At 77.2% G+C, this 20,952-nt stretch carries 17 protein-coding genes; 4 read left to right on the forward strand and 13 right to left on the reverse strand.

The genetic code is table 11. The annotated features are described in order from the left end of the window. Positions 1 to 27: 27 nt before the first annotated feature. Positions 28 to 1,452 carry a type I glutamate--ammonia ligase gene (glnA, locus tag ACRYMY_RS07570; protein WP_432546657.1) on the reverse strand — a complete coding sequence of 475 codons (1,425 nt, stop codon included), beginning with the start codon at positions 1,450 to 1,452 and terminating at the stop codon, positions 28 to 30. 207 nt (positions 1,453 to 1,659) lie between these two features. On the opposite strand from glnA, the gene ACRYMY_RS07575 reads away from it, so the two are divergent. Next, the gene (locus ACRYMY_RS07575) at positions 1,660 to 2,091 is read left to right on the forward strand and encodes an RDD family protein (protein WP_432546658.1); all 432 of its coding nucleotides are present in this window, start codon (positions 1,660 to 1,662) and stop codon (positions 2,089 to 2,091) included. 66 nt (positions 2,092 to 2,157) lie between these two features. Here ACRYMY_RS07575 and ACRYMY_RS07580 read toward each other — a convergent pair whose 3' ends face one another. The 3 genes from ACRYMY_RS07580 to ACRYMY_RS07590 are packed head-to-tail and all read right to left on the reverse strand — an operon-like array spanning position 2,158 to position 5,379. Next, positions 2,158 to 2,895, reverse strand: a complete 738-nt coding sequence (locus ACRYMY_RS07580; RefSeq protein WP_369054759.1) for a DUF4191 domain-containing protein — start codon at positions 2,893 to 2,895, stop codon at positions 2,158 to 2,160. A gap of 35 nt (positions 2,896 to 2,930) precedes the next feature. Beyond that, positions 2,931 to 3,932, reverse strand: a complete 1,002-nt coding sequence (lipA, locus tag ACRYMY_RS07585; RefSeq protein ID WP_432546659.1) for a lipoyl synthase — start codon at positions 3,930 to 3,932, stop codon at positions 2,931 to 2,933. 10 nt (positions 3,933 to 3,942) lie between these two features. Then, positions 3,943 to 5,379, reverse strand: coding sequence for a serine hydrolase domain-containing protein (locus ACRYMY_RS07590; RefSeq protein WP_432546660.1), 1,437 nt, complete (start codon positions 5,377 to 5,379; stop codon positions 3,943 to 3,945). Positions 5,380 to 5,451: 72 nt separating this feature from the next. On the opposite strand from ACRYMY_RS07590, the gene ACRYMY_RS07595 reads away from it, so the two are divergent. After that, positions 5,452 to 6,375, forward strand: coding sequence for an LLM class F420-dependent oxidoreductase (locus ACRYMY_RS07595; RefSeq protein ID WP_432546661.1), 924 nt, complete (start codon positions 5,452 to 5,454; stop codon positions 6,373 to 6,375). Positions 6,376 to 6,438: 63 nt separating this feature from the next. Here the strand turns inward: ACRYMY_RS07595 and lipB are convergent, their stop codons facing one another. From lipB to ACRYMY_RS07610, 3 genes are all read right to left on the reverse strand, one after another. Beyond that, positions 6,439 to 7,095 (reverse strand): lipoyl(octanoyl) transferase LipB, encoded by a 657-nt coding sequence (gene lipB, locus ACRYMY_RS07600; RefSeq protein WP_432546707.1) that lies wholly within the window; start codon positions 7,093 to 7,095, stop codon positions 6,439 to 6,441. 91 nt (positions 7,096 to 7,186) lie between these two features. After that, complete coding sequence (locus ACRYMY_RS07605) at positions 7,187 to 7,942, reverse strand: Type 1 glutamine amidotransferase-like domain-containing protein (protein WP_432546662.1); 756 nt, start codon at positions 7,940 to 7,942, stop codon at positions 7,187 to 7,189. Beyond that, on the reverse strand, positions 7,932 to 9,236 hold the full coding sequence (locus ACRYMY_RS07610; protein WP_432546663.1) for an FAD-dependent oxidoreductase: 1,305 nt from the start codon (positions 9,234 to 9,236) through the stop codon (positions 7,932 to 7,934). Before ACRYMY_RS07610 ends, ACRYMY_RS07605 begins: the two co-directional genes overlap by 11 nt. A gap of 204 nt (positions 9,237 to 9,440) precedes the next feature. On the opposite strand from ACRYMY_RS07610, the gene ACRYMY_RS07615 reads away from it, so the two are divergent. After that, complete coding sequence (locus ACRYMY_RS07615; protein ID WP_432546664.1) at positions 9,441 to 11,396, forward strand: serine/threonine-protein kinase; 1,956 nt, start codon at positions 9,441 to 9,443, stop codon at positions 11,394 to 11,396. A gap of 36 nt (positions 11,397 to 11,432) precedes the next feature. On the opposite strand, the gene ACRYMY_RS07620 is transcribed toward ACRYMY_RS07615, so the two are convergent. The 6 genes from ACRYMY_RS07620 to ACRYMY_RS07645 all read right to left on the reverse strand — a co-directional run bounded on the left by ACRYMY_RS07620 (position 11,433) and on the right by ACRYMY_RS07645 (position 19,432). Beyond that, positions 11,433 to 12,323 (reverse strand): TIGR01777 family oxidoreductase, encoded by an 891-nt coding sequence (locus ACRYMY_RS07620; protein WP_432546665.1) that lies wholly within the window; start codon positions 12,321 to 12,323, stop codon positions 11,433 to 11,435. Between the two features lie 36 nt (positions 12,324 to 12,359). Further along, positions 12,360 to 14,252, reverse strand: a complete 1,893-nt coding sequence (gene sucB / locus ACRYMY_RS07625) for a 2-oxoglutarate dehydrogenase, E2 component, dihydrolipoamide succinyltransferase (protein ID WP_432546666.1) — start codon at positions 14,250 to 14,252, stop codon at positions 12,360 to 12,362. Between the two features lie 65 nt (positions 14,253 to 14,317). Then, entirely contained in the window at positions 14,318 to 15,697 is a 1,380-nt protein-coding gene (gene lpdA, locus ACRYMY_RS07630; protein WP_432546667.1) for a dihydrolipoyl dehydrogenase, read from the reverse strand. A gap of 219 nt (positions 15,698 to 15,916) precedes the next feature. Further along, positions 15,917 to 16,387 (reverse strand): hypothetical protein, encoded by a 471-nt coding sequence (locus ACRYMY_RS07635; RefSeq protein WP_432546668.1) that lies wholly within the window; start codon positions 16,385 to 16,387, stop codon positions 15,917 to 15,919. Between the two features lie 208 nt (positions 16,388 to 16,595). Then, positions 16,596 to 18,140: a leucyl aminopeptidase gene (locus ACRYMY_RS07640; protein WP_432546669.1), complete on the reverse strand. Its 1,545-nt coding sequence runs from the start codon at positions 18,138 to 18,140 to the stop codon at positions 16,596 to 16,598. A 53-nt stretch (positions 18,141 to 18,193) separates the two neighbouring features. Continuing rightward, positions 18,194 to 19,432 carry a nicotinate-nucleotide--dimethylbenzimidazole phosphoribosyltransferase gene (locus tag ACRYMY_RS07645; RefSeq protein ID WP_432546670.1) on the reverse strand — a complete coding sequence of 413 codons (1,239 nt, stop codon included), beginning with the start codon at positions 19,430 to 19,432 and terminating at the stop codon, positions 18,194 to 18,196. Between the two features lie 207 nt (positions 19,433 to 19,639). On the opposite strand from ACRYMY_RS07645, the gene ACRYMY_RS07650 reads away from it, so the two are divergent. Further along, positions 19,640 to 20,935 carry a GAF domain-containing protein gene (locus ACRYMY_RS07650; protein WP_432546671.1) on the forward strand — a complete coding sequence of 432 codons (1,296 nt, stop codon included), beginning with the start codon at positions 19,640 to 19,642 and terminating at the stop codon, positions 20,933 to 20,935. The last annotated feature ends 17 nt before the right edge of the window (positions 20,936 to 20,952 follow it).

Consider the following 20,952-nt stretch of genomic DNA (forward strand, 5'->3'; position numbering starts at 1 on the left):
CGGCCTCCGTCGTCCGGTCGGCGACCGTCAGATGTCGTAGTACAGCTCGAACTCGTGCGGGTGCGGGCGCAGGCGGATCGGGTCCACCTCGTTGGTCCGCTTGTAGTCGATCCACGTCTCGATGAGGTCGGGGGTGAACACCCCGCCGTCGAGCAGGTACTCGTGGTCGGCCTCGAGCGCGTCGAGGACCGCGGGCAGCGAGTAGGGGACCGTCTTGATGTTCGCGTGCTCCTCGGGCGGGAGCTCGTAGAGGTCCTTGTCGATCGGGTCGGCCGGCTCGATGCGGTTCTTGATGCCGTCCAGGCCCGCCATGAGCTGCGCGGCGAAGGCCAGGTACGGGTTCGCCGACGGGTCCGGCACGCGGAACTCGATGCGCTTGGCCTTCGGCGAGCTGCCCGTGATCGGGATGCGGATGCACGCCGAGCGGTTGCGGGCCGAGTAGACCAGGTTGACCGGCGCCTCGAAGCCCGGCACCAGGCGGTGGAAGGAGTTCACCGTCGGGTTGGTGAAGGCCAGCAGCGACGGCGCGTGGTGCAGCAGGCCGCCGATGTACCAGCGGGCGAGGTCGGACAGACCGCCGTAGCCCTTCTCGTCGTAGAAGAGCGGCTCGCCGTCCTTCCACAGCGACTGGTGGCAGTGCATGCCGGAGCCGTTGTCGCCGAACAGCGGCTTGGGCATGAACGTCACCGTGCGGCCGTTGCGCATCGCGACGTTCTTGATGATGTACTTGAAGAGCAGCAGCTGGTCGCCGGCGTTCTTCAGCGTGTCGAACTTGTAGTTGATCTCCGCCTGGCCGGCGGTGCCGACCTCGTGGTGGGCGCGCTCGACCTTCAGGCCCGCCTTCTCCAGCTCCACGACCATCTCGTCGCGCAGGTCGGCGAAGTGGTCGATCGGCGGCACGGGGAAGTACCCGCCCTTGTAGCGGGTCTTGTACCCGAGGTTGCCGCCGTCCTCCTTGCGGCCGGTGTTCCACGCCGCCTCGACGGAGTCGATGTGGTAGTACGACTCGCGCTGGTTCGTCTCGAACCGCACGTCGTCGAAGATGTAGAACTCGGCCTCGGGACCGAAGAAGACGGTGTCGGCGATGCCGGTCGTCTTCAGGTGCGCCTCCGCCTTGGCGGCGATGTTGCGCGGGTCGCGGCTGTACGGCTCGTCCGTGAACGGGTCCACGATCGAGTGGTTGATGACCAGCGTCTTCTCGGCCCGGAAGGGGTCGAGGAAGGCCGACGTCGGGTCCGCGATGAGCTTCATGTCCGACTCGTGGATGGCCTGGAAGCCGCGGATCGACGAGCCGTCGAACATCTGGCCCTCGGTGAGGGCGTCCGCGTCCACCGTGGAGGCCGGCACCGTGAAGTGCTGCATCACGCCGGGGAGGTCGCAGAAGCGGATGTCGACGAACTTGACGTCGTTGTCGCTGATGAACTTCAGGACCTCTTCGGAGTTGCTGAACATCCAACCTCCAGGAACGGGTCGGGGGCCCGTGCTCGGGCCGCCGCGGACGCGCCGACGGTAGGCGGACGCCGTTTCGCGTCCGTGTCGGCGATGTTTCGGCGAGGTTACCGGGCCGACCCCGCGGTGGGCGAGCGCCTGCGCCGCGGGTCGCGGCGGCCACCGCCACCTGCCCGCCGGCACCGCGCGGGCGCGACGTAGCCTGCCCGGGTGAGTGCGCGCGCGACCGACGCCGGCGGGACCGCTCCGCGGGAGCCGGTGCCCGGCGTCCGGCTCGGCCTGCCCGCGTCCGGGCCCGGGTCGGTGCCCGGCTGGGGCCGGCGGATCGCCGGCCTGGCCGTGGACTGGGCGGTGGCGACCCTCATCGCCCGCACGTTCCTCGCCGACAGCGTCGGCACCGACTTCGGGCCGCTGCTGGTGTGGGCGCTGATGCACCTGCTGCTCGTGTCCACCACCGGCACCACCGTCGGTCACGCCGTGGCCGGCACGGTCGTGCGGCGCCTGGACGGGCGCGCCGTGGGGCTGGCGCGGGGCCTGGCCCGCGCGGTGCTGCTCGTGCTCGTCATCCCCGCCGTGGTCACCGACCCCGACCGGCGCGGCCTGCACGACCGCGCCGCCGGCACCGTCGTCGTCCGCCGCTGAGAGCGGCCCGTCCCGGCGTCGTCGCGGGGAGGGCGGCGGTCGGGGGAGCGGGGCCCCGAGGAGGCGTCAGCGCCCGCGCATTGCGCGGCGGTCCGGCCGCGCGCGCAGCGGGTCGATGCCCTGCGGCACCGGCGGGCGGATCCCGCCCAGGGCCCGCAGCCGCTTGATGACCGCGGAGACCTCCTGCTTGGTCAGCACCGGCTTCAGCCGCTGGACCTTCGAGGCGACCTTGCGCAGCGGCACCTCGTCGGCGCCGTCGCCGTTGCCGACCGTGAAGGTGTGCACGGTCACGTTGGGCAGGACGCGGGCCACCTTGCGCCGCTCGGCCTCGAGCAGCTTGCGCACCCGCTGCGGCGGGCCGTCGCCGACGAGCACCACCCCGGCGCGGCCGACCGCGCGGAAGACCATGTCCTGCGAGCGCGGGTCGATCGCCACCGGCTCCTGCTCGACGTTCCAGCCGCGGCGGATGGAGCTCAGCGCCGCGCCGGTGGCGCCCTTCTGCCCCTCGAGGTTCATGTACGCGGCGCGCTCGGCCCGCCGGGCCAGCACGATCATCGCCGCGAGCACGCCCAGGCCCAGGCCGATGACGGCCCAGTAGATCCAGAAGCCCACCGAGGAGGTGCCGAAGGCGAAGCCCAGCCCGATCGCCAGGACGAACGGCACCGCCAGCGCCAGGAGCATCCACCAGCGGGTCACCGGGTCGACCCGCACGGTCATGTCGTAGACCTGCTTGAGCTGACGCGTCCGCTTGAACCGCTGCTTCTTCGGCTTCGGAGCGGTGTCGGGTCCCGTGCGGCGTGCCATGGCGCCAGGATACGGCGGCGCGGCGGCGCCCGGTGTCAGCGGGCGAGCAGGCTGGCGGCCTCCTGCGCGGCCGGCGTGTCGCGGTCCAGGTGCGCCAGCTGCTCGGGGATCGCGGTGCCGCGGTGGCGCATCGCCTGCGCCCACAGCCGGCCCGCCCGGTAGGAGGAGCGCACCAGCGGTCCGGCCATCACGCCGGCGAAGCCCAGCCGCTCGGCCTCGGCGGAGAACTCCACGAACCGCTCGGGCTTGACCCAGCGCTCCACCGGGTGGTGCCGCGGGCTGGGCCGCAGGTACTGGGTGATCGTGACGATGTCGCAGCCGGCGCCGCGCAGGTCGGCCAGCGCCTCCACGACCTCCTCGTCCGTCTCGCCCATGCCCAGGATGAGGTTGGACTTGGTCACCAGGCCCGCGTCGCGGCCCTGCGTGATGACGTCGAGGGAGCGCTCGTACCGGAAGGCCGGCCGGATCCGCTTGAAGATGCGCGGCACCGTCTCCACGTTGTGCGCGAAGACCTCCGGGGCGGCGTCGAAGACCTGCTGCAGCAGCTCCGGCCTGCCGTTGAAGTCCGGCACGAGGATCTCCACGCCGGTGCCCTCGTTGAGGGCGTGCACCTGGCGGATCGTCTCCGCGTACAGCCACGCCCCGCCGTCGGCCAGGTCGTCGCGCGCCACCCCGGTGATCGTGGCGTAGCGCAGGCCCATCGTGCGGATGCTCTCCGCCACCCGCCGCGGCTCGTCGCGGTCCAGCGGAGACGGCTTGCCGGTGTCGATCTGGCAGAAGTCGCAGCGGCGGGTGCACTCGGAGCCGCCGATGAGGAAGGTCGCCTCGCGGTCCTCCCAGCACTCGTAGATGTTCGGGCAGCCGGCCTCCTCGCACACCGTGTGCAGGCCGCCCGAGCGCACCAGGCCCTTCAGCTCGGTGTACTCCGGGCCGGTGCGGGCCTTGGTGCGGATCCACGACGGCTTGCGCTCGATGGGCGTCTCGGCGTTGCGCGCCTCGACACGCAGCAGGCGCCGCCCCTCCGGTGCGATGGTCACGGGGTCCAGCCTACGTGCCGCTGCGCGCGCCGCCGCCGGGGCGCCAGCCGCCCGGGTCCACCCCGCCCGGCACGTCCCCGTCCGGGTCGTACGGCGTGCGGGTCAGGCGGAAGCTGGCCAGGTCCAGGTGGCCGACGGACCCGTCCGCGGCGCGCACCACCCGCAGCCGCTCCCCGGCGTAGTAGCCGTCCAGGCCCACCCAGCCGTCCCCGTCGCGCGCGAAGCGGGACGCCCGCGCCCGCCCCTGCAGCGCCGCCAGCTCGAAGCCGCCGTCGCCGCGCGCGCGCACCGCCAGCGCCGCCGGCCCCCAGTACCAGGGGCCCACCAGCTGCAGCACGTCCGCCGGCACCGCCGCCGGCGCCCACGGCGCCGGGACCACCGGCTCCAGGCGGTCCAGCACCTCCTGCAGCGAGCGCACGAGGTCGCCGAAGCCCGTCGTGGAGTTCGTCAGCGCCACCAGGCCCTCGCCGGTGGCCACGTCCACGCGCAGCAGCGCCACGAACCCCGGCATCGACCCCGAGTGCCCCGCCCAGCGGCGCGCCCCGTCGCTCCACACCTGCAGGCCCAGGCCGTACCCGCTGCTCCAGCCCGCGCCGCGCAGGTCGTCCACGACGTGCGGGCGGCTCATCTCCGCCACCGACGATGCCGCCAGCACGTCCGTGCGCCCGGCGAGGACGCCCGCCCAGCGGGCCAGGTCCTCCACCGTCGACCACAGCTGCCCGGCCGGGGCCATCGCGCCCGCGTCGTGCTCCGGCTCGGGCAGGACGACGTCGGCCCACGGGTGCACCGCCAGGCCCCGCGCGTGCGGGTGCTGCGGGCGCAGGCTCGTGCGGTCCATGCCCAGGGGGCGCAGGAACTGCTCCTCGACCACCCGCGACCACGTCGCCCCGCGCACCCGTCCCAGCAGCTCGCCCAGCACGGCGAAGCCCACGTTGGAGTAGTGGAAGCGGGTGCCGGCGCGGTGGCGCAGGGCCCCGGCGCCCAGGCCCGCCGCCAGCTCCTCCCAGCCGCCGCCGGGGGTGCGCTCCCACCACGGCCCGTCGGTCTCCGCCTGCACCCCGGCCGCCTGGGCCAGCAGGTGCCCGACCGTGCGCCCGCCCACCCCGGCCGCGTCCAGCTCCGGCAGGTGGGCGCGCACCGGGTCGTCCAGGTCCAGCAGCCCGTCGTCGCGGGCGCGCACCACGCCGGCCGCGACGAACGTCTTGGTGATCGAGCCGATCCGGTACTGCGTGCCCGGCCCGGCCGGCGGCCCGCCGCCGTCGGCGGCCGTCGTCGCGCCCGCCGCGCCCGTCCACACCAGCCGACCGCCGCGCACCACCCCGGCCACCACCGACGGCAGCCGCGAGGCCACCTGCTCGCGGGCCAGGACGCCGTCCAGGGCGCGGGCGGTGGCCGGCAGCAGGTCCGGCTGCGGGGCGGGAGAGGGGTCGGGTGCGGTGGCGGTCACGCACCGAGGCTGCCAGAGGGCCGGCGCGCGGGCGCCGTCCGGCGCGCCCGACCCGCCCGGCACGATGGGGCCGTGGACTTCCGCATCTTCACCGAGCCCCAGCAGGGCGCGACCTACGAGACGCTGCGACGCGTGGCCGTCGCCGCCGAGGACGCCGGCTACGACGGCTTCTTCCGCTCCGACCACTACCTCGCGATGGGTGGGCAGGGCCTGCCCGGGCCCACCGACGCCTGGACCACCCTGGCCGCGCTGGCCCGCGACACCCGGCGCGTGCGCCTGGGCACCCTCGTCAGCTCCGCCACCTTCCGCCACCCCGGCGTGCTGGCCGTCCAGGTCGCCCAGGTCGACGAGATGTCCGGCGGCCGCGTCGAGCTGGGCCTGGGCACCGGCTGGTACGAGGAGGAGCACCGCGCCTACGGCATCCCCTTCCCGCCGCTGCGCGAGCGCTTCGACCGGCTGGCCGAGCAGCTGGAGGTCGTCACCGGCGTGTGGGCGACCCCCGTCGGCTCGACGTTCGACTTCACCGGCGAGCACTACCGGCTCGAGGGCTCCCCGGCGCTGCCCAAGCCCGTGCAGCAGCGGGTGCCCGTCATCGTCGGCGGCGCCGGCAAGCGCCGCACGCCCGCGCTGACCGCCCGCCACGCCACCGAGTACAACGCCGCCTTCACCAGCGCCGAGGACGCCGCCGCCGGCTACGAGCGGGTGCGCGCGGCGTGCGCCGAGGTCGGCCGCGACGCCGGCGAGCTGACGTTCTCCATCGCCCTGCCGGTGTGCGCCGGCCGCGACGACGCCGAGGTGGCCCGCCGCGCCGCGGCCATCGGCCGCACGCCCGAGCAGGCCCGCGCCGACGGGTTCTCCGGGACGCCGGGGGAGGTCGTGGAGAAGATCGCCCGCTACGCCGAGGCGGGGGCCACCCGCTTCTACCTGCAGGTGCTGGACCTCGACGACCTCGACCACGTCGCCTTCGTGGCCGAGCACGTCCTCCCGCAGCTGTGACGCCGCTGCGGTGAGCGCCGGCCCGCCGCCGTCCGCGGCGGCGGGCCCGCGTCCGTGGCGCGGTCAGCGCCCGCGCCGGCCCGCCAGGTCGGCACCGGGCAGCAGCTCCTCGACGACCGCGGCCGCGTCCAGCACCCCCACCCGCGCGCCCGCCTCGACGCTCAGCGACGTGACCCCCGCGTCCCGCAGGCCGCACGGCACGATCGTCCCGAACCCCTGCAGGTCCGTGTCGCAGTTGAGCGCGAACCCGTGCATGGTCACCCCGCGCGCCACCCGCACGCCGATGGCGGCCACCTTGCGCTCCGGGCGGTGGCCGTCCACCGGCGCCGGCGCGGCGGGGGTCACCCAGACGCCCGTGCGGTCCTCCACCCGGTGCCCGCGCACGCCGAAGCGCGCGGCCGCGTCGATCAGCAGCTGCTCCACCCGGCGCACGTAGGCCACGACGTCCAGGCCGTGCGCCAGGCGCACCAGCGGGTACCCGACGAGCTGGCCCGGCCCGTGCCAGGTGATCCGCCCGCCGCGGTCGACGTCGACGACGGGCGTGCCGTCGACGGGCCGCTCCCAGGAGTTCGTCCGCCGGCCGGCGGTGTAGACGGGCCGGTGCTCCAGCAGCAGCAGCGTGTCGGGGCGCTCGCCGGCGACGACCTCGGCGTGCAGGCGCCGCTGCAGCTCCCACGCCTCGCCGTACTCGACGAGGTCCTCGCCCAGCCGGACCCGCAGGACCCGCGGCGCCCCGTGCGGCTCCGGGCCGGGGTCGCCGCCCGCGCCGGTGGCCGGACCGCTGACGACCGGACTGCTCACGACGGGGAGCCTACGCCCGCCGCCACGTCCCGTCGCCGGGCAGCAGCCGCGGCTCCAGGCGCGTCTCCACCACCCCGCCGGCCTCGCGGCGCACCACGTACGCGCCGCGGCCGGGGACCTCGGCGACCGCCTCCACCAGCTCCGTGCCCTCGTACACCAGGCCGACGCCGTCGTCGGTGCAGTGCGTCTCGCCGAGCGTGCCGTCGCCGACCAGGGCGTGCACCAGCGGCCGGCGGCGCTCCTCGCTGTCGTAGTGGACGCCGTTGCCGTACGGCAGGAGGCCCAGGCCGTCGGTGACCGCGCGCAGCTCCGGCCCGAAGGAGTCCGTCGTGCCGCCGGCGTACCAGCAGATCGAGCCGGCGCTCACCCCGCCGAGGACGACACCCGCCCGCCACGCCTCGCGCAGCGGCTCCTCCAGCCCGTGCGCGCGCCACACCGCCAGCAGGTTCACCACCGAGCCGCCGCCCACCCACACGACGTCCTGCGCCAGCAGGTGCGCGCGCACGTCGTCCACCGACGGCATGGGGAAGAGGTCCAGGACCGACACGTCCACCCCGGCGCGCGCGCCGGCGTCGTGGACGTCGGCGCTGCGGGCGCGCTGGTCGCCGCCGGCGGTGCCCACCCAGCACAGCCGCGGGCGGCGGCCGGCGGGCACCCGCGCGCGGTCGACCGCGTGGTGCACGAGACCGGCGAGGTCCAGGCCGCCGCGCTCGGCGCGGCGGAAGCCGCCCGAGGTCGCGACGACCGTCGGCCGCTCAGCCGGCACGGCGGCGGCCCAGCCCCAGGCCGTCGAGCACCGCGTCGGCGGCCCGGCGGCCGGAGACCAGCGCCCCCTGCTGCGAGGGGTTCTCCCGGTGGTCGCCCGCCAGGTAGACGCCCTCGCCGAGCTCCACCGGCTTCGGGCCGTCGAACGGCGCCGGCAGCTGCGGCAGCGCGTGCGGGACGACGTGCCGGGCCACCAGCGTCCAGGAGCGGGTGCTGGTGCCGTAGACCCGGGCCAGCTGCGCGCGCACCGCGGCCTCCTCCTCAGCGCCGCCGTCGGCGCCGTGCACGAGCGCCGACACGAGGGCGCGGCGGCCGTCGGCGGGCTCGAGCACGTACGAGGGCGCGACCGCGGAGACGACCGCGGTGTTGACCACGGGGCCGCTGCGGTCGCCGTCCAGGTGCAGCAGGCGGTCGCGGTCGCCCGGGGCGGGGGAGGAGCCGGTCGTGAACCAGAACGTCGTCAGCGCGTGCGAGGCGACCTCCGGCGCACCGGGCGCGAGGTGGGCCGCGGCCGCGCCCTCGGTGGCCACGACCACCGAGCGGACCGTCACCGCCCCGGCGACCGTCTCCACCATCAGCGAGCGGGGGCCGAAGCCGACGTGCTCGACCTCGGTGCCCAGCACCAGGCTGCCGGCCGGCAGGCCCGCGGCGAGCTGGTCGGGCACGGCCTGCACCCCACCCGCGGGCAGGCCCGGCGTGCCGCGCAGGAAGGTGCGCACCAGCAGGTCCACGAAGCGGCGCGACGTGGTGCCGTCCACCTCGCCCAGGACGCCGGCCAGGAACGGCTCGACGACCGACCAGCGCAGGTCCCCGTGCACCTCCAGGGCGTCCAGCCCCTCGGCCCAGCCGGAGTCGCGGCGCTTGAGGTCCCCCGGGGAGGTCGCCGCCGCCAGCCAGCGCACGAGCGCCGCCTTCTCCCGCGCCGTGCCCAGCGGGAAGCGCAGCGCCTGCAGCGCACCCGTCAGGTGGCGGCGGGGGTCGCGCACGGCGTGGACGCGGCCGTGGCGGTGCACCGCGACACCGGCGTCGAACGGCCGCAGGTCCAGCGCGTCGACGTCCAGGAGGGCCTGGACCTCGGGGTAGGCGGGGTTGAGCAGCTGGAAGCCGCGGTCGACCCGGACGCCGTCCACGACCTCCGAGCGCACCCGGCCGCCGACACCGTCCTGGGCCTCGACGACGACGACGTCCACCCCCGCGGCGGCCAGGTGCCGCGCGCAGGCGAGACCGGCCAGGCCGGCTCCCACGACGACGACGTCGGCGGACGAGGGCAACGGGCCGGCGGCGCTCGGGATCACCCGCTGAGCGTATCGGGAGGCTCCCGCGGACGCCGCGCAGCCGCTCGCGCGCGGGCGGTGCCCGCGCTGGGCGGGACGGGTGGTCCCGGTCACCCCGCGCGTCCGCCCGCCCCAGCGGTCACGGCGGCGCTCCGGTCCGTGCCGTCCTCGTGGTCCGCGCCCGGCCGGCCGACCTGTGGACGACGTCCCGGGGAGGTCGCGGACGTGCGCTTCAGTGGCGTCGTGCGCGAGGACGGGGCGGGACGCGGGGAGCCGGGCGCCGGGACGGGGCGGCACACCGCCGCGCCCGGCGCGGCGGGCGGTGACGGGCCGGGCGGTGGCGAGCCGGGCGCCGGCGAGCTGCCGGAGGTGGTGCTGGCCCGTGGCGCGCGCCGCGCGGCGCTGGCGCGCCTGGCCGACGAGCTCGCCGTGCGAGCGCCCGTCGTCGACGGCTACGCCGTGGGCGAGCTCATCGGCGCCGGCGCGACCAGCGCGGTGTGGTCCGGCACCGGTCCCGACGGCGTGCCGCGCGCCCTGAAGGTCCTGCAGCCGGCGTCCGCGGCCGGTGCCGAGCCGCTGCGCGAGCTGGCCCTGCTGCGGCGGGTGCGCCACCCGCGCCTCGTGGCCGTCCACGACATCTCCCGCGACGGCGAGGGCCACCCGGTGCTGGTGCTCGACCTCGCCGCCGGTGGCGGCCTGGCCGGTGTCCTGGCCGCCCGGCGCCGCCTCGGCGCGGGGGAGGTGGCCGGGCTGGTGTCCGTCCTGGGACCCGCCCTCGACGACCTGCACGCCGCCGGCGTGGTCCACGGCGACCTCTCCCCGGGCAACGTGCTCCTCGACGCGCGCGGTGAGCCGCTGCTGGCCGACCTCGGCGTGGCCCGTGCCCTCGGCCACCGGCCCGGACGCCTGCTGGGCACCCCCGGCTACGCCGACCCCTCCGCGGCCGAGGCGCCCGGTGCCGCCGCGGACGTCTACGGGCTCGCCGCGGTGGCCTGGTGCGCGCTGACCGGGGCGCCGCCGCCGGAGACGGGCGCCTCGCGCGCGGCCGTGCGCCGCGCGGGCGCCGACCTGCCCCCGGGCACCTCGCAGGAGGTCCTGGAGGCGCTGCGCGACGGGCTGCACCGCCGCCCCGCGCGCCGCCCGACCGCCGGGGAGCTCGCGGAGGCCGTCCTGACCTGCGCCCGGCCACGGCCCGTGCGGCTGCCGCAGCGGCCGCCCGCGCCGCGCGCGTCCGTCGCTTCCCCGCCGGCCACCACCAGCACCCCCGGCAGCGCCACCGGTGCCGGGGCCGGCCCCGCGGCACCGCCCGCGGGGGAGCTGCTCGCGCCGACGCTGACCCCCGTGCCCGCCGCCCTCGCGGCCGCGGTGACCCGCGACCTGGCACCGCCCGCGGCCGCGCAGCACCCCGCGGCCGGACCGCGCGCCCGCGCGGACGGAGCGGTGGCGCAGCCGCGGAGCCGCGCGGCGTCGTCCCCCGCCGACGCCCGCGGCCGGGCGCGGCGCGGTGCGCCGGCCCGCGCCCCGCGGTCCCGCCGCTGGCCCGCTCTCGTGGGCGCCGGTGCGGTGGCGGCGCTGCTGGTGGGGGCCGTCGCCGCGGCGGCCGGGGGCCGCGACGACCCGGAGGTCGCGGCGCTCGCCCCGGCGGCGGCCGGGCCGGCGCGGCCCGCCGCCGCGGTCGAGCCGGTGGGCGACCCCGCCGCCGTCCCGGGCGCGCCCGCCGTCCCCGCGCCGTCCCCCGACACCGGCCCCGACACCGGCGCTGGTGACGAGGTGGGCGGCACGGGCCAGGTGGGGGCCGGGGTCCTCGCCGGCGACGACCTCGTCGCGGTCGTGCGCGAGCTCGCCGCCCGCCGCGCCGACGCCCTGCGCACCCTGGACACCGAGGCGCTCACGGGCGTCGACGCCGGCGGTTCCCCGGCCCTGCTGGAGGACGTGCGGCTCCTGGAGGACGTCCGCGCCCGGGGAGCCCGCTGGTCGGGTCTGGCCTTCGACGTGCGCGACGTCGTGGTGGAGGAGGCGGGCGCCGACCGGGCCGTCGTCCTGGCCACCGTCGTCACCGGCGCCCACGAGGTCCAGTCGGCCGACGGGTCGCTGACGGCCGTGCGCGCCTCCGAGCCGCGGGCGTCGCGGCTGGTCCTGGTGCGCGTCGACGGTCAGTGGCGCGTCAGCGCCGTCGGCTGACGGGCGCGGTGGCCGCGCTGGGCGCGGCGGGCGTCGTCAGGCGCTCGCGAGCCAGTCCGCGACGGCGTCGGCGTCGGGGTGGCGGAAGCGGAACCCGGCGTCGAGCAGGCGCTGCGGCACCACGCGCTGGCTGCCCAGGACCTGCTCGGCCAGGGGGCCCAGCGCCAGCTTCAGCGCCGGTGCGGGCACCGCGAGCAGCGTCGGGCGCCCCAGCGCCCGGCCCAGCGCCCGCGTCACGACGACGTTGCGCGCCGGCGTGGGGCACACGAGGTTGACGGGACCGGACAGGTCGCCGTCGAGGACGAACGTCACCGCGTCGAGCAGGTCGGGCATCGACACGACGCTCCACCACTGCCGGCCGCTGCCCAGCCGCCCGCCCAGGCCGAGGCGGAACAGCGTCATCATGCGGCCGAAGGAGCCGCCCTCCGGGCTGGCGAGCAGCCCGGTGCGCAGCAGCGCGGTGCGCACGCCCTGCTCGGCGGCCGGTGCGGCCGCGGCCTCCCACTCCTCGCACAGGTGGGCGAGGAAGTCGTCCCCGCGCGGCGCGTCCTCGGTCAGCACCCGCTCGCCGCCCTCGCCGTACCAGCCGATCGCGGAGGCGTTGAGCAGCGCGGCGGGACGCTCGTCCTGCGCCAGCAGGGCCCGCACGAGGGTGCTCGTCGAGCGCAGCCGCGAGGAGCGCACCACCTCGCGGTAGGCGGGGGTCAGCCGCTTGTCGCCGATGCCCGCGCCGGAGAGGTTGACCGCCGCGTCCACCCCGCGCAGCGCGGCGGGGTCCAGCCGGTCCGCGTCGGGGTCCCAGCGCACCTCGTCGGGCCCGCGGACGGGCCGGCGGACCAGGACGGTGACGCGGTCCCCCCGCGCGCGCAGGTGCGCGACGAGGTGCCGGCCGATGAGGCCGCTGGCTCCGCTGACGACGACGTGCACGGGACCTCCCGGTGGTGGGGTGGCGCGGTGACGGGCTCAGAGGCCGAGGTCGCCCTCGAAGGCCCCCTCCTCGATGCGCTTCTTGACCGTCTGCAGGAAGCGGGCGGCGTCCGCGCCGTCGACGATGCGGTGGTCGTACGACAGAGCCAGGTACATCATCGAGCGGATCGCGATGGTGTCCTGGCCGTCGGCGTCCGGCACCACGACGGGCCGCTTGACGAGCGCGCCCGTGCCGAGGATCGCCACCTGCGGCTGGTTGATGATCGGCGTGTCGAACAGGGCGCCGATGCTGCCGGTGTTGGTGATCGTGAAGGTGCCGCCGGCCAGGTCGTCCGGGGTGATCTTGTTGCTGCGGGTGCGGGCGGCCAAGTCGCCCACCTTGCGGGCCAGGCCGCCCAGGTTGAGGTCGCCGGCGTCCTTGATGACGGGCGTGATGAGGCCCTTGGGGGTGTCGACGGCCATCGAGACGTTCTCGCTGGCGTGGTAGACGATCGAGTCGCCGTCGACGCTGGCGTTGAGGCTGGGGTGCTGCTTGAGCGCCTCGACCGTCGCCTTGATGAAGAAGGGCAGGAAGGTCAGCTTCGCGCCCTCGTTCGCCAGGAACCGGTCCTTGGCGCGGGCCCGCAGCCGCGCCACGCGGGTCACGTCGACCTCGATGACGGTGGTCAGCTGCGCCGACGTCTGCAGCGACTCGACCATGCGCTGGGCGATGATCTTGCGCAGACGCGACATCTTCTCGGTGGTGCCGCGCTTGGCGGACACCTCGACCGGCTTCTCCTGCGACGGGCCGCCGGCGGGCTTCGCCGCCCCGCCCGAGGACGCCGGCTGCGCCTTCTCGGCGGCCGCCCTCTCCGCCGCGGCCTTCGCCTCGTCGGCGGCGCCCTGCACGTCCTGCTTGCGGATGCGCCCGCCCACCCCGGTGCCCGTCACCGAGGACAGGTCGACGCCCAGGTCCTTGGCCATCTTGCGCACCAGCGGCGTGACGTAGGTGCTGCCGCCGGTGGGCTGCGGCTGCTCCTCGCGGCGCGGCGCGGGGGCCTCGCGCGCCGGCTCGGGGGCCTTCGCGCTCTGCGCGGCCTCCTGCGGCTGGGTCGAGGGCTGGTTGGCGCGCTCGGCCTGCTCACGGGCCTGGTCGCGCTCGGCGACCTCGTCGGCCAGGTTCTCCTCGGCCGGCGGCTCGGGCGCGCTCTCCTGCTGCTGGGGCGCCTGCTGCTGCGGCGCCTCCTGCTGGGGGGCGTCCTGGCCGCCGGAGCCGCCCTGCTCGGAGGCGTCGCCGATGCGGGCCAGGTCGGCGCCCACCTCGACCGTCTCGTCCTCCTCGACGAGGATCTCCAGCAGGGTGCCGGCGACGGGGGAGGGGATCTCGGTGTCGACCTTGTCGGTGGACACCTCCAGCAGCGGCTCGTCGACCTCGACGGTGTCGCCGACCGACTTCAGCCACCGGGTGACGGTGCCCTCGGTCACGCTCTCGCCGAGCGCCGGCATCTGGACGGCCTGACCGCCGCCGCCACCGCCGGACGGCGCGGCCGCCGCGGCCGGCGGCTGCTCGGGCGAGGGCTCCTGCTCCTGCTCGGGCGCCTGCTGCGCGTCCTGCTCCGACGGCGGCTCCGCGCTCTCCTGCTGCTGGGGCGCCTGCTGCTGCGGCGCCTCCTGCTGGGGGGCGTCCTGGCCGCCGGAGCCGCCCTGCTCGGAGGCGTCGCCGATGCGGGCCAGGTCGGCGCCCACCTCGACCGTCTCGTCCTCCTCGACGAGGATCTCCAGCAGGGTGCCGGCGACGGGGGAGGGGATCTCGGTGTCGACCTTGTCGGTGGACACCTCCAGCAGCGGCTCGTCGACCTCGACGGTGTCGCCGACCGACTTCAGCCACCGGGTGACGGTGCCCTCGGTCACGCTCTCGCCGAGCGCTGGCATCTGCACCGGGTTCGACATCTGAGTGGTTCTCCTCACGGACGGGTGACGCGGCGCCCGGAGGACGCCGAGGGGTCTCGGGCGGGTCAGGCGTGCGTGTGCAGGGGCTTGCCGGCGAGCGCGAGGTGGGCCTCGCCGAGCGCCTCGTTCTGGGTCGGGTGGGCGTGCACGAGCGCCGCGACCTCCTCGGGGAAGGCCTCCCAGTTGACGATCAGCTGCGCCTCGCCCACCTGCTCGCCCATGCGGGTGCCGACCATGTGCACGCCGACGACCGGGCCGTCCTTCTGGCGCACGAGCTTCACGAAGCCCGTGGTGCCGAGGATCTGGCTCTTGCCGTTGCCGCCGAGGTTGTACTCCACGACGTCGACGTCGCCGTACTTCTCGCGCGCCTTGGCCTCGGTGAGCCCGACGGAGGCGACCTCGGGGTCGCAGTAGGTGACCTTCGGGATGCCGTTCTCGTCGATCGGGGCGGGCGCGAGGCCGGCGATCTCCTCGGCGACGAAGATGCCCTGCTGGAACCCGCGGTGGGCCAGCTGCAGGCCCGGGACGATGTCGCCGACCGCGTAGACGCCCTCGACGTTGGTGCGCAGGCGCTCGTCGGTGAGGACGAAGCCGCGGTCCATGGTGATGCCCTGCTCCTCGTAGCCCAGGCCCGCGGTGTTGGGGCCGCGGCCGACGGCGACGAGCAGGAGGTCCGCCTCGAAGGTCTTGCCGTCCTCCAGCGCCACGGTGACGCCGGAGTCCGTCTGCTCCACGCCCTTGAACCGCACGCCGAGGGAGAACTTGATGCCGCGCTTGCGGAACGCGCGCTCCAGCGCCTTGCTGGAGGCCTCGTCCTCGAGGGGGACCAGGTGCGGAAGCGCCTCGACGATGGTCACCTCGGCGCCGAAGGAGCGCCACACGCTGGCGAACTCCACGCCGATGACGCCGCCGCCGAGGACGACGACGCGGTCGGGCACGTGGTCGAGGTTGATCGCCTGCTCGCTGGTGATGACCCGGCCGCCGACCTCCAGGCCGGGCAGGGAGCGCGAGTAGGAGCCGGAGGCGAGCACGACGTGCTTGCCGGTGTAGCGGGTGCCGTCCACCTCGACGGTGTCCTTGGCGACCAGGCGGCCCTCGCCGGCGACCAGCTCGACCTTGCGGGACTTCACCAGCCCCTGCAGGCCCTTGTGCAGGCGGGAGACGATGCCGTCCTTGTACTTGTTGACGCCGGCCATGTCGATGCCCTCGAGGGACGCGCGCACCCCGTAGGTCTCGGAGTCGCGGGTGGAGTCGGCGACCTCCGCGGCGTGCAGGAGGGCCTTGGTGGGGATGCAGCCGCGGTGCAGGCAGGTGCCCCCCAGCAGGTCCTTCTCCACGAGGGCCACCGAGAGGCCCAGCTCGGCGGCGCGCAGCGCTGCGGCGTAGCCCCCGCTGCCTCCCCCGAGGATGACGACGTCGTACTCCTGGCCGGCGGCTGCTGCCACGGGACTCTCCTGAGGTTCGGGCTCCTGCGACTGGTCCGGCGCGATTCTTCCACCACGCCCCGTGCGCAGCGCGAGGGGGCGCGCGCGCCGGGTCCGCGCCGGGTCAGCGCCGGCCGTGGACCCCGTCGCCCGGGCGCCGCCGGGCCCGGACGCGCGACGGCGGCGGTACCTCGCGGGTACCGCCGCCGTGGCGAGGGGACGTGCGGGCTCCTGCCCGGCTCAGCGCTCCTTCTCGGTGGTCGTGAACTCCTTGCGGGCCTCCTTGCGGCCGGTGACCACGGCCTCCTTGCGGGCCTCCTTGCGCGCGAGGACGACGGTCTCCTTGCGGGCCTCCTTGCGCGCGAGGACGACGGTCTCCTTGCGGGCCTCCTTGCGGGCGGTGACCACGGCCTCCTTGCGAGCCTCCTTGCGCGCCAGGACGACCGACTCCTTGCGCGCCTCCTTGCGGGCGGTGACCACGGCCTCCTTGCGGGCCTCCTTGCGCGCCAGGACGACCGACTCCTTGCGCGCCTCCTTGCGGGCGTCGACGACGACCTCCTTGCGGGCCTCGGACGCGGCGACCGCCACGGACTTGGCCGCCAGGGGCTCGGCCGAGGCGGTGCCGGCACCGGCGACGACGACGCCCGCGGTGAGAGCCGTCGCGGCCGCGGCGACGGCAGCGCGGCGGGCGATGGTGGTCAGGTGCGACATGCGGAGCCTCCGAAGCGTGTGCGGTGACCCGCCGGTGCGGGCCGGAGCAGGGTGACGTCCCCCGATGGCCGTCACCGTGAGCATAGCGGGTGTAGCTCTAGGTGCACGGTTGTCGAGGTGGTGCTCCGCGCGGCGCGGTCGCGAACGGTTCCGGGAGCGCGCTGGAGTGGTGCGGCGCGTCCCGGTCCCGCTCCGTCGGCGGTCCGCCTCAGCCCGCGGCCAGGTCCTCCGCCAGCGCCACCAGGGTGCGCACGGCCACGCCCGTGCCACCGCGCGGCGTGTACCCGTGCGGCTCGCCCGTCAGGAACGACGGTCCGGCGATGTCCAGGTGCGCCCACGGCAGCGGCCGGCCCACCGCGTCGGTGCCGATGAACTCGCGCAGGAAGACCCCCGCCACGAGCATCCCGCCGGCGCGGTCGCCGATGTTGGCGATGTCGGCCACCGGGGAGTCCAGGCCCGCCCGCAGCTCGTCCGGCAGCGGCATCGGCCACACCTGCTCGCCGGCGCGCTCGGCGGCCGCCAGCACGTCCGCCCGGAAGGCGTCGTCGTTGCCCATCACGGCCGAGACGCGGTTGCCGAGCGCGACGACCTGCGCGCCGGTCAGGGTGGCGACGTCGACGACGCGGTCCGGCTGCTCCTCGCCGGCCGCGACGAGGGCGTCGGCCAGCACGAGGCGGCCCTCGGCGTCGGTGTTGAGCACCTCCACCGTCTTGCCGCCGCGGATCGTCAGCACGTCCGAGGGGCGGATGGCCGTGCCCGAGGGCATGTTCTCCGCCAGGGCCAGCCACGCGGTCACCTTCACCGGCAGCCCCAGGCGGGCCGCGGCCGCCACGGCCGCCAGGACGGTCGCCGCACCCGTCATGTCGCTCTTCATGGTCTCCATCGAGCCCGCCGGCTTCAGCGACAGGCCGCCGGAGTCGAAGGTGATGCCCTTGCCGACGAGGGCCAGGTGCGCCTTCGCGCCCCGGGGGGAGTGTTCGACGACCACGAGCCGCGGCGGGCGGCTGGAGCCCTGCCCGACGCCGAGGATCCCGCCGTACCCGCCGGCGACCAGCTCGTCCTCCTCCAGGACCCGCAGGCTCAGCGAGGTCCCGTCGACGACGCGCCGGGCGGCCTGCGCGACGTCCTCGGGGGCGAGGTCGGCCGGCGGGGTGTTGACGAGGTCGCGCGTGAGGGCCACGGCCTCGCCCAGCACCGCGGCGCGCTCGAGCGCCGCGCGGGAGGCCTTGTCGCGCGGCTTGCCGACGAGGAGCCAGACCTCCTCGACGGGTGCGCGCCCGGCCAGGTGGGCGGGGTCGGCCGTCTTGTAGCGGGTGTAGGCGTAGGCGCCCAGGGCGGCACCCTCCGCGACGGCGGCCACGGCCGCGGCGTCGGGGGCCGGCAGTGCCACCGCGACGCGGCGGCGGCCGGCCAGCGCGCGCACGGCGGCGCCGACCGAGCGGCGCAGCACCTCCTGCGCGGCGGGGCCGGTGGGGCCGCCGGCCGGGGACGTCTCCTCGCCCAGGCCCACCAGCGCGACGAGCGGGGTCGCCAGGCCCGCCACGCCGGGGACCAGGTGCACCTCCTCGGCCCGCCCGCGCGCGCCGAGCGCCGCCAGGGCGTCGGTCAGCGCGGTGCGCGCGGCGCGGGGGAGGTCGTCGACCCCGGTGAGCCGGGGGGCGGCGCCCGCACCGGCGCCGGCGACGACGCCGAGCACGAGCGCGTCGGCCGCGACGCTCTTGGCGGACTTGCCGGACAGGTTCAGCGTGACCACCCGCTGCACCCTACCGAGGCGGTGCCCCGAGCTCGCCGGGCGCGCGTCCCGGCTCAGGGAGCGGGAGCGGTCCCGGCACCCGGCGCGGGCTCCTCGGGCTGCGGCTCCTCGGGCTGCGGCTCCTCGGGCTGCGGCTCCTCGGGCTGCGGCTCCGCGGCGCCGGTCCCGCCGTCCGGCCCGGCCGCCGCCGCGAGCGCCGGGGGCGCCGCGGCCGCGTCGGCCGCGGCCAGGACCTGCGCCGCCCGCAGCAGCGGCACGGCCGCCAGCGCGCCGGTGCCGCCGCCGCGCCCGGCGCCGAGGTCGAGCAGGGGGGTCAGCTTGAGGCGTTCGGCGGCCAGCGCCTGCGCGGGCTCCGCCGTCCGCGCCCCGACCCGCCACCAACCCTCCGCGCCCGGCACGCCGCGGGAGGCCACCAGCGCGGCCGCCAGCGACACCGCGCCGTCCAGGAGCACGGGCGTGCGCCGCGCGCTGGCGCGCAGCAGGAACCCGACGGCCGCGGCCACGTCGGGGCTGCCGACCGCCTGCAGCAGCGCCACGGGCCGGGTGGCCAGCTTGCGGGCGCGGCGGGTGGCGTCGCGCACGGCCGCGGTCTTGCGCATCCAGGCGTCGTCGTCGACGCCGCTGCCGCGGCCGACCACGTCGACGGCGTTCTTGCGCAGGCACGCGGCGACCAGCGCGGCGGCCACCGTGGTCGCGCCGACACCCAGGTCGCCGAGCACCAGCAGGTCGGCGCCCTCGTCGACCTCGGTGTCGGCGATCCCGGCGCCGGTGCGCAGCGCGGCCTCGGTCTGCTCCGCCGTCATGGCGTCCTCGCGGCGCACGTCGCCGGAGCCCGCCCGCACGGCGTGCCGGGTCACCGGCTCCGGCACGCCCGGCACCCGCCCGGCCTCCCCGTCCTGGGCGTCGGCGTCCGCGGCGGGAGCGTCCCCGGCGTCCCAGTCGACGCCGAGGGCGTGGACGGCGACCCCCACCCCGACCTCCGCGGCGAGCGCCGCCGTCGGGCCCCGCCCGGCCAGCAGGTCGCGCACGGCCCGCGCCGTGTCGCCCGGCGCCAGCCGCGACACGCCCGCGGCCGCCACGCCGTGGTCACCGGCCAGCACGACGAGCCGGGGCCGGCGCAGCGGCGCGGGCACGTCCCGCTCCTGCGCCGAGGCCAGCCAGCGCGCCAGGTCCTCCAGCACCGCGGGGGCCAGCAGGGGGGCGTCCACGCGGCGCGGGCCGCTCGGCTTGGCGGGTGCGCGCACCGTGCCGGCGAGCTCGCGCAGGTTCAGCGGCCGCGGGCCGTCCGTCATCGGTGCCTCTTCCTCCGGTGGCTGGGTCGGCGCGCCCGGGCGGCGGGCGCTGCGCGATCGTCGCACCCCGCCGGGCCGCGGCGGTCCCGGGCCCGCCGTCCGGGCGAACCGCTTGTGGCCGCCGACAGGCGCCGCTTACCGTCCCGGGGAGGGGTCCTGCGGGCCCCGGGCGGGTCGAGGACGACCCCCCGGCCGGACGGGGAGGCGGTGGCACCGGGCGTGCGGACGACGGGCGCGGGGACGTCCGCGGAGCTGCTGGCCGCGCGCGAGGACTGGCTCTCGCGCTGCGCGGCCGGGGACCCGCTGCCGGGGGCGCGCGCCCTCGTCGACACCTCCTGGCGCCGCAGCCGCGGCACCGGGCTGGACCCCGACCGCGTCCTGGCCCCGCTGGCCCTGCGCGGTGGCGACCTCGAGGAGCGCCGCCGCCGGCACCGGCTGGCCCCCGTGCTGCCCACGGCGCGCCGGCTCCTGCTGGAGGAGCCGCTGGGCGTGCCGGTGCTGATGGCCGTCAGCGACGCCGACGGCACCCTGCTGTGGGTCGAGGGGGACGCCGGACTGCGGCGGCGCGCGGAGGACATGAGCTTCGTGGCGGGCGCCCGCTGGAGCGAGGACGTGGCGGGGCTGAACGCCCCGGGCACCGCGCTCGCGCTGGGCCGGCCGGTGCGGGTGCGCTCGGGCGAGCACTTCGCCACGGCGGTGTCCCGCTGGAGCTGTTCGGCGGCCCCGGTGCGCGACCCCGCCACGGGTGAGGTGCTCGGCGCGGTGGACCTGACCGGTGGCGACGACCTGGGCCGCGAGCGCGCCCTGACCTTCGTGCGCGCGGCCGCCGAGGCCCTGGAGGGCGAGCTGCGCGTGGCCGACCTGCGCGCCCGCTGGACCGGCGGCGTCGCCGGAGCTGCCCCGGAGCGCCACCCGGTGGCCCGGTTGCGGGTGCTGGGCGGCGACGGCGAGCTCGTGGTCGACGGCCGGGCCCACCCGCTGGGGCTGCGCCGCAGCGAGGTGCTGCTGCTCCTGCTCACCGACCCCGACGTGGGGCGCAGCGCCGCGGCCCTGGCCGCCGCCCTGGACGAGCGGGACCTGGCGCCGGTGTCGGCGCGCGCGGAGGTGCACCGGGTGCGCACCGCGCTGGAGCGGCGCACCGGCGGGGCCGTCGGGCTGTCGGCGGCGCCCTACCGGGTGACGGGTGAGCTGTCGTGCGACGCGCTGGAGGTCCGGGCGGCCCTGCGCGCCGGCCGCCCCGGCGACGCCGTGGCCGCGTGGGGCGGCCCGCTGCTGCCGTCCTCGGAGGCGCCGGCCGTGCGCGAGCTGCGCGCCGAGCTGGAGGTGTCGCTGCGCACCGCGGTGCTGGAGGGGGAGGACGACGCGGCGCTGCTGGCCTTCTCGCGCACCTCCTGCGGCCGCGACGACCCGCGGGTGGCCGCCGAGCTGCTGCGCCGGCTGGCGCCGGGGGACCCCGCGCGCGGGGAGGCGCTGGCCCGCGCGGTGCGCACCGGCGTGGCCTGAGGGCCCGAGAGCCGCGC

This window comes from Kineococcus haloalkalitolerans (genome assembly GCF_050871905.1).
Taxonomy (GTDB): Bacteria; Actinomycetota; Actinomycetes; order Actinomycetales; family Kineococcaceae; genus Kineococcus.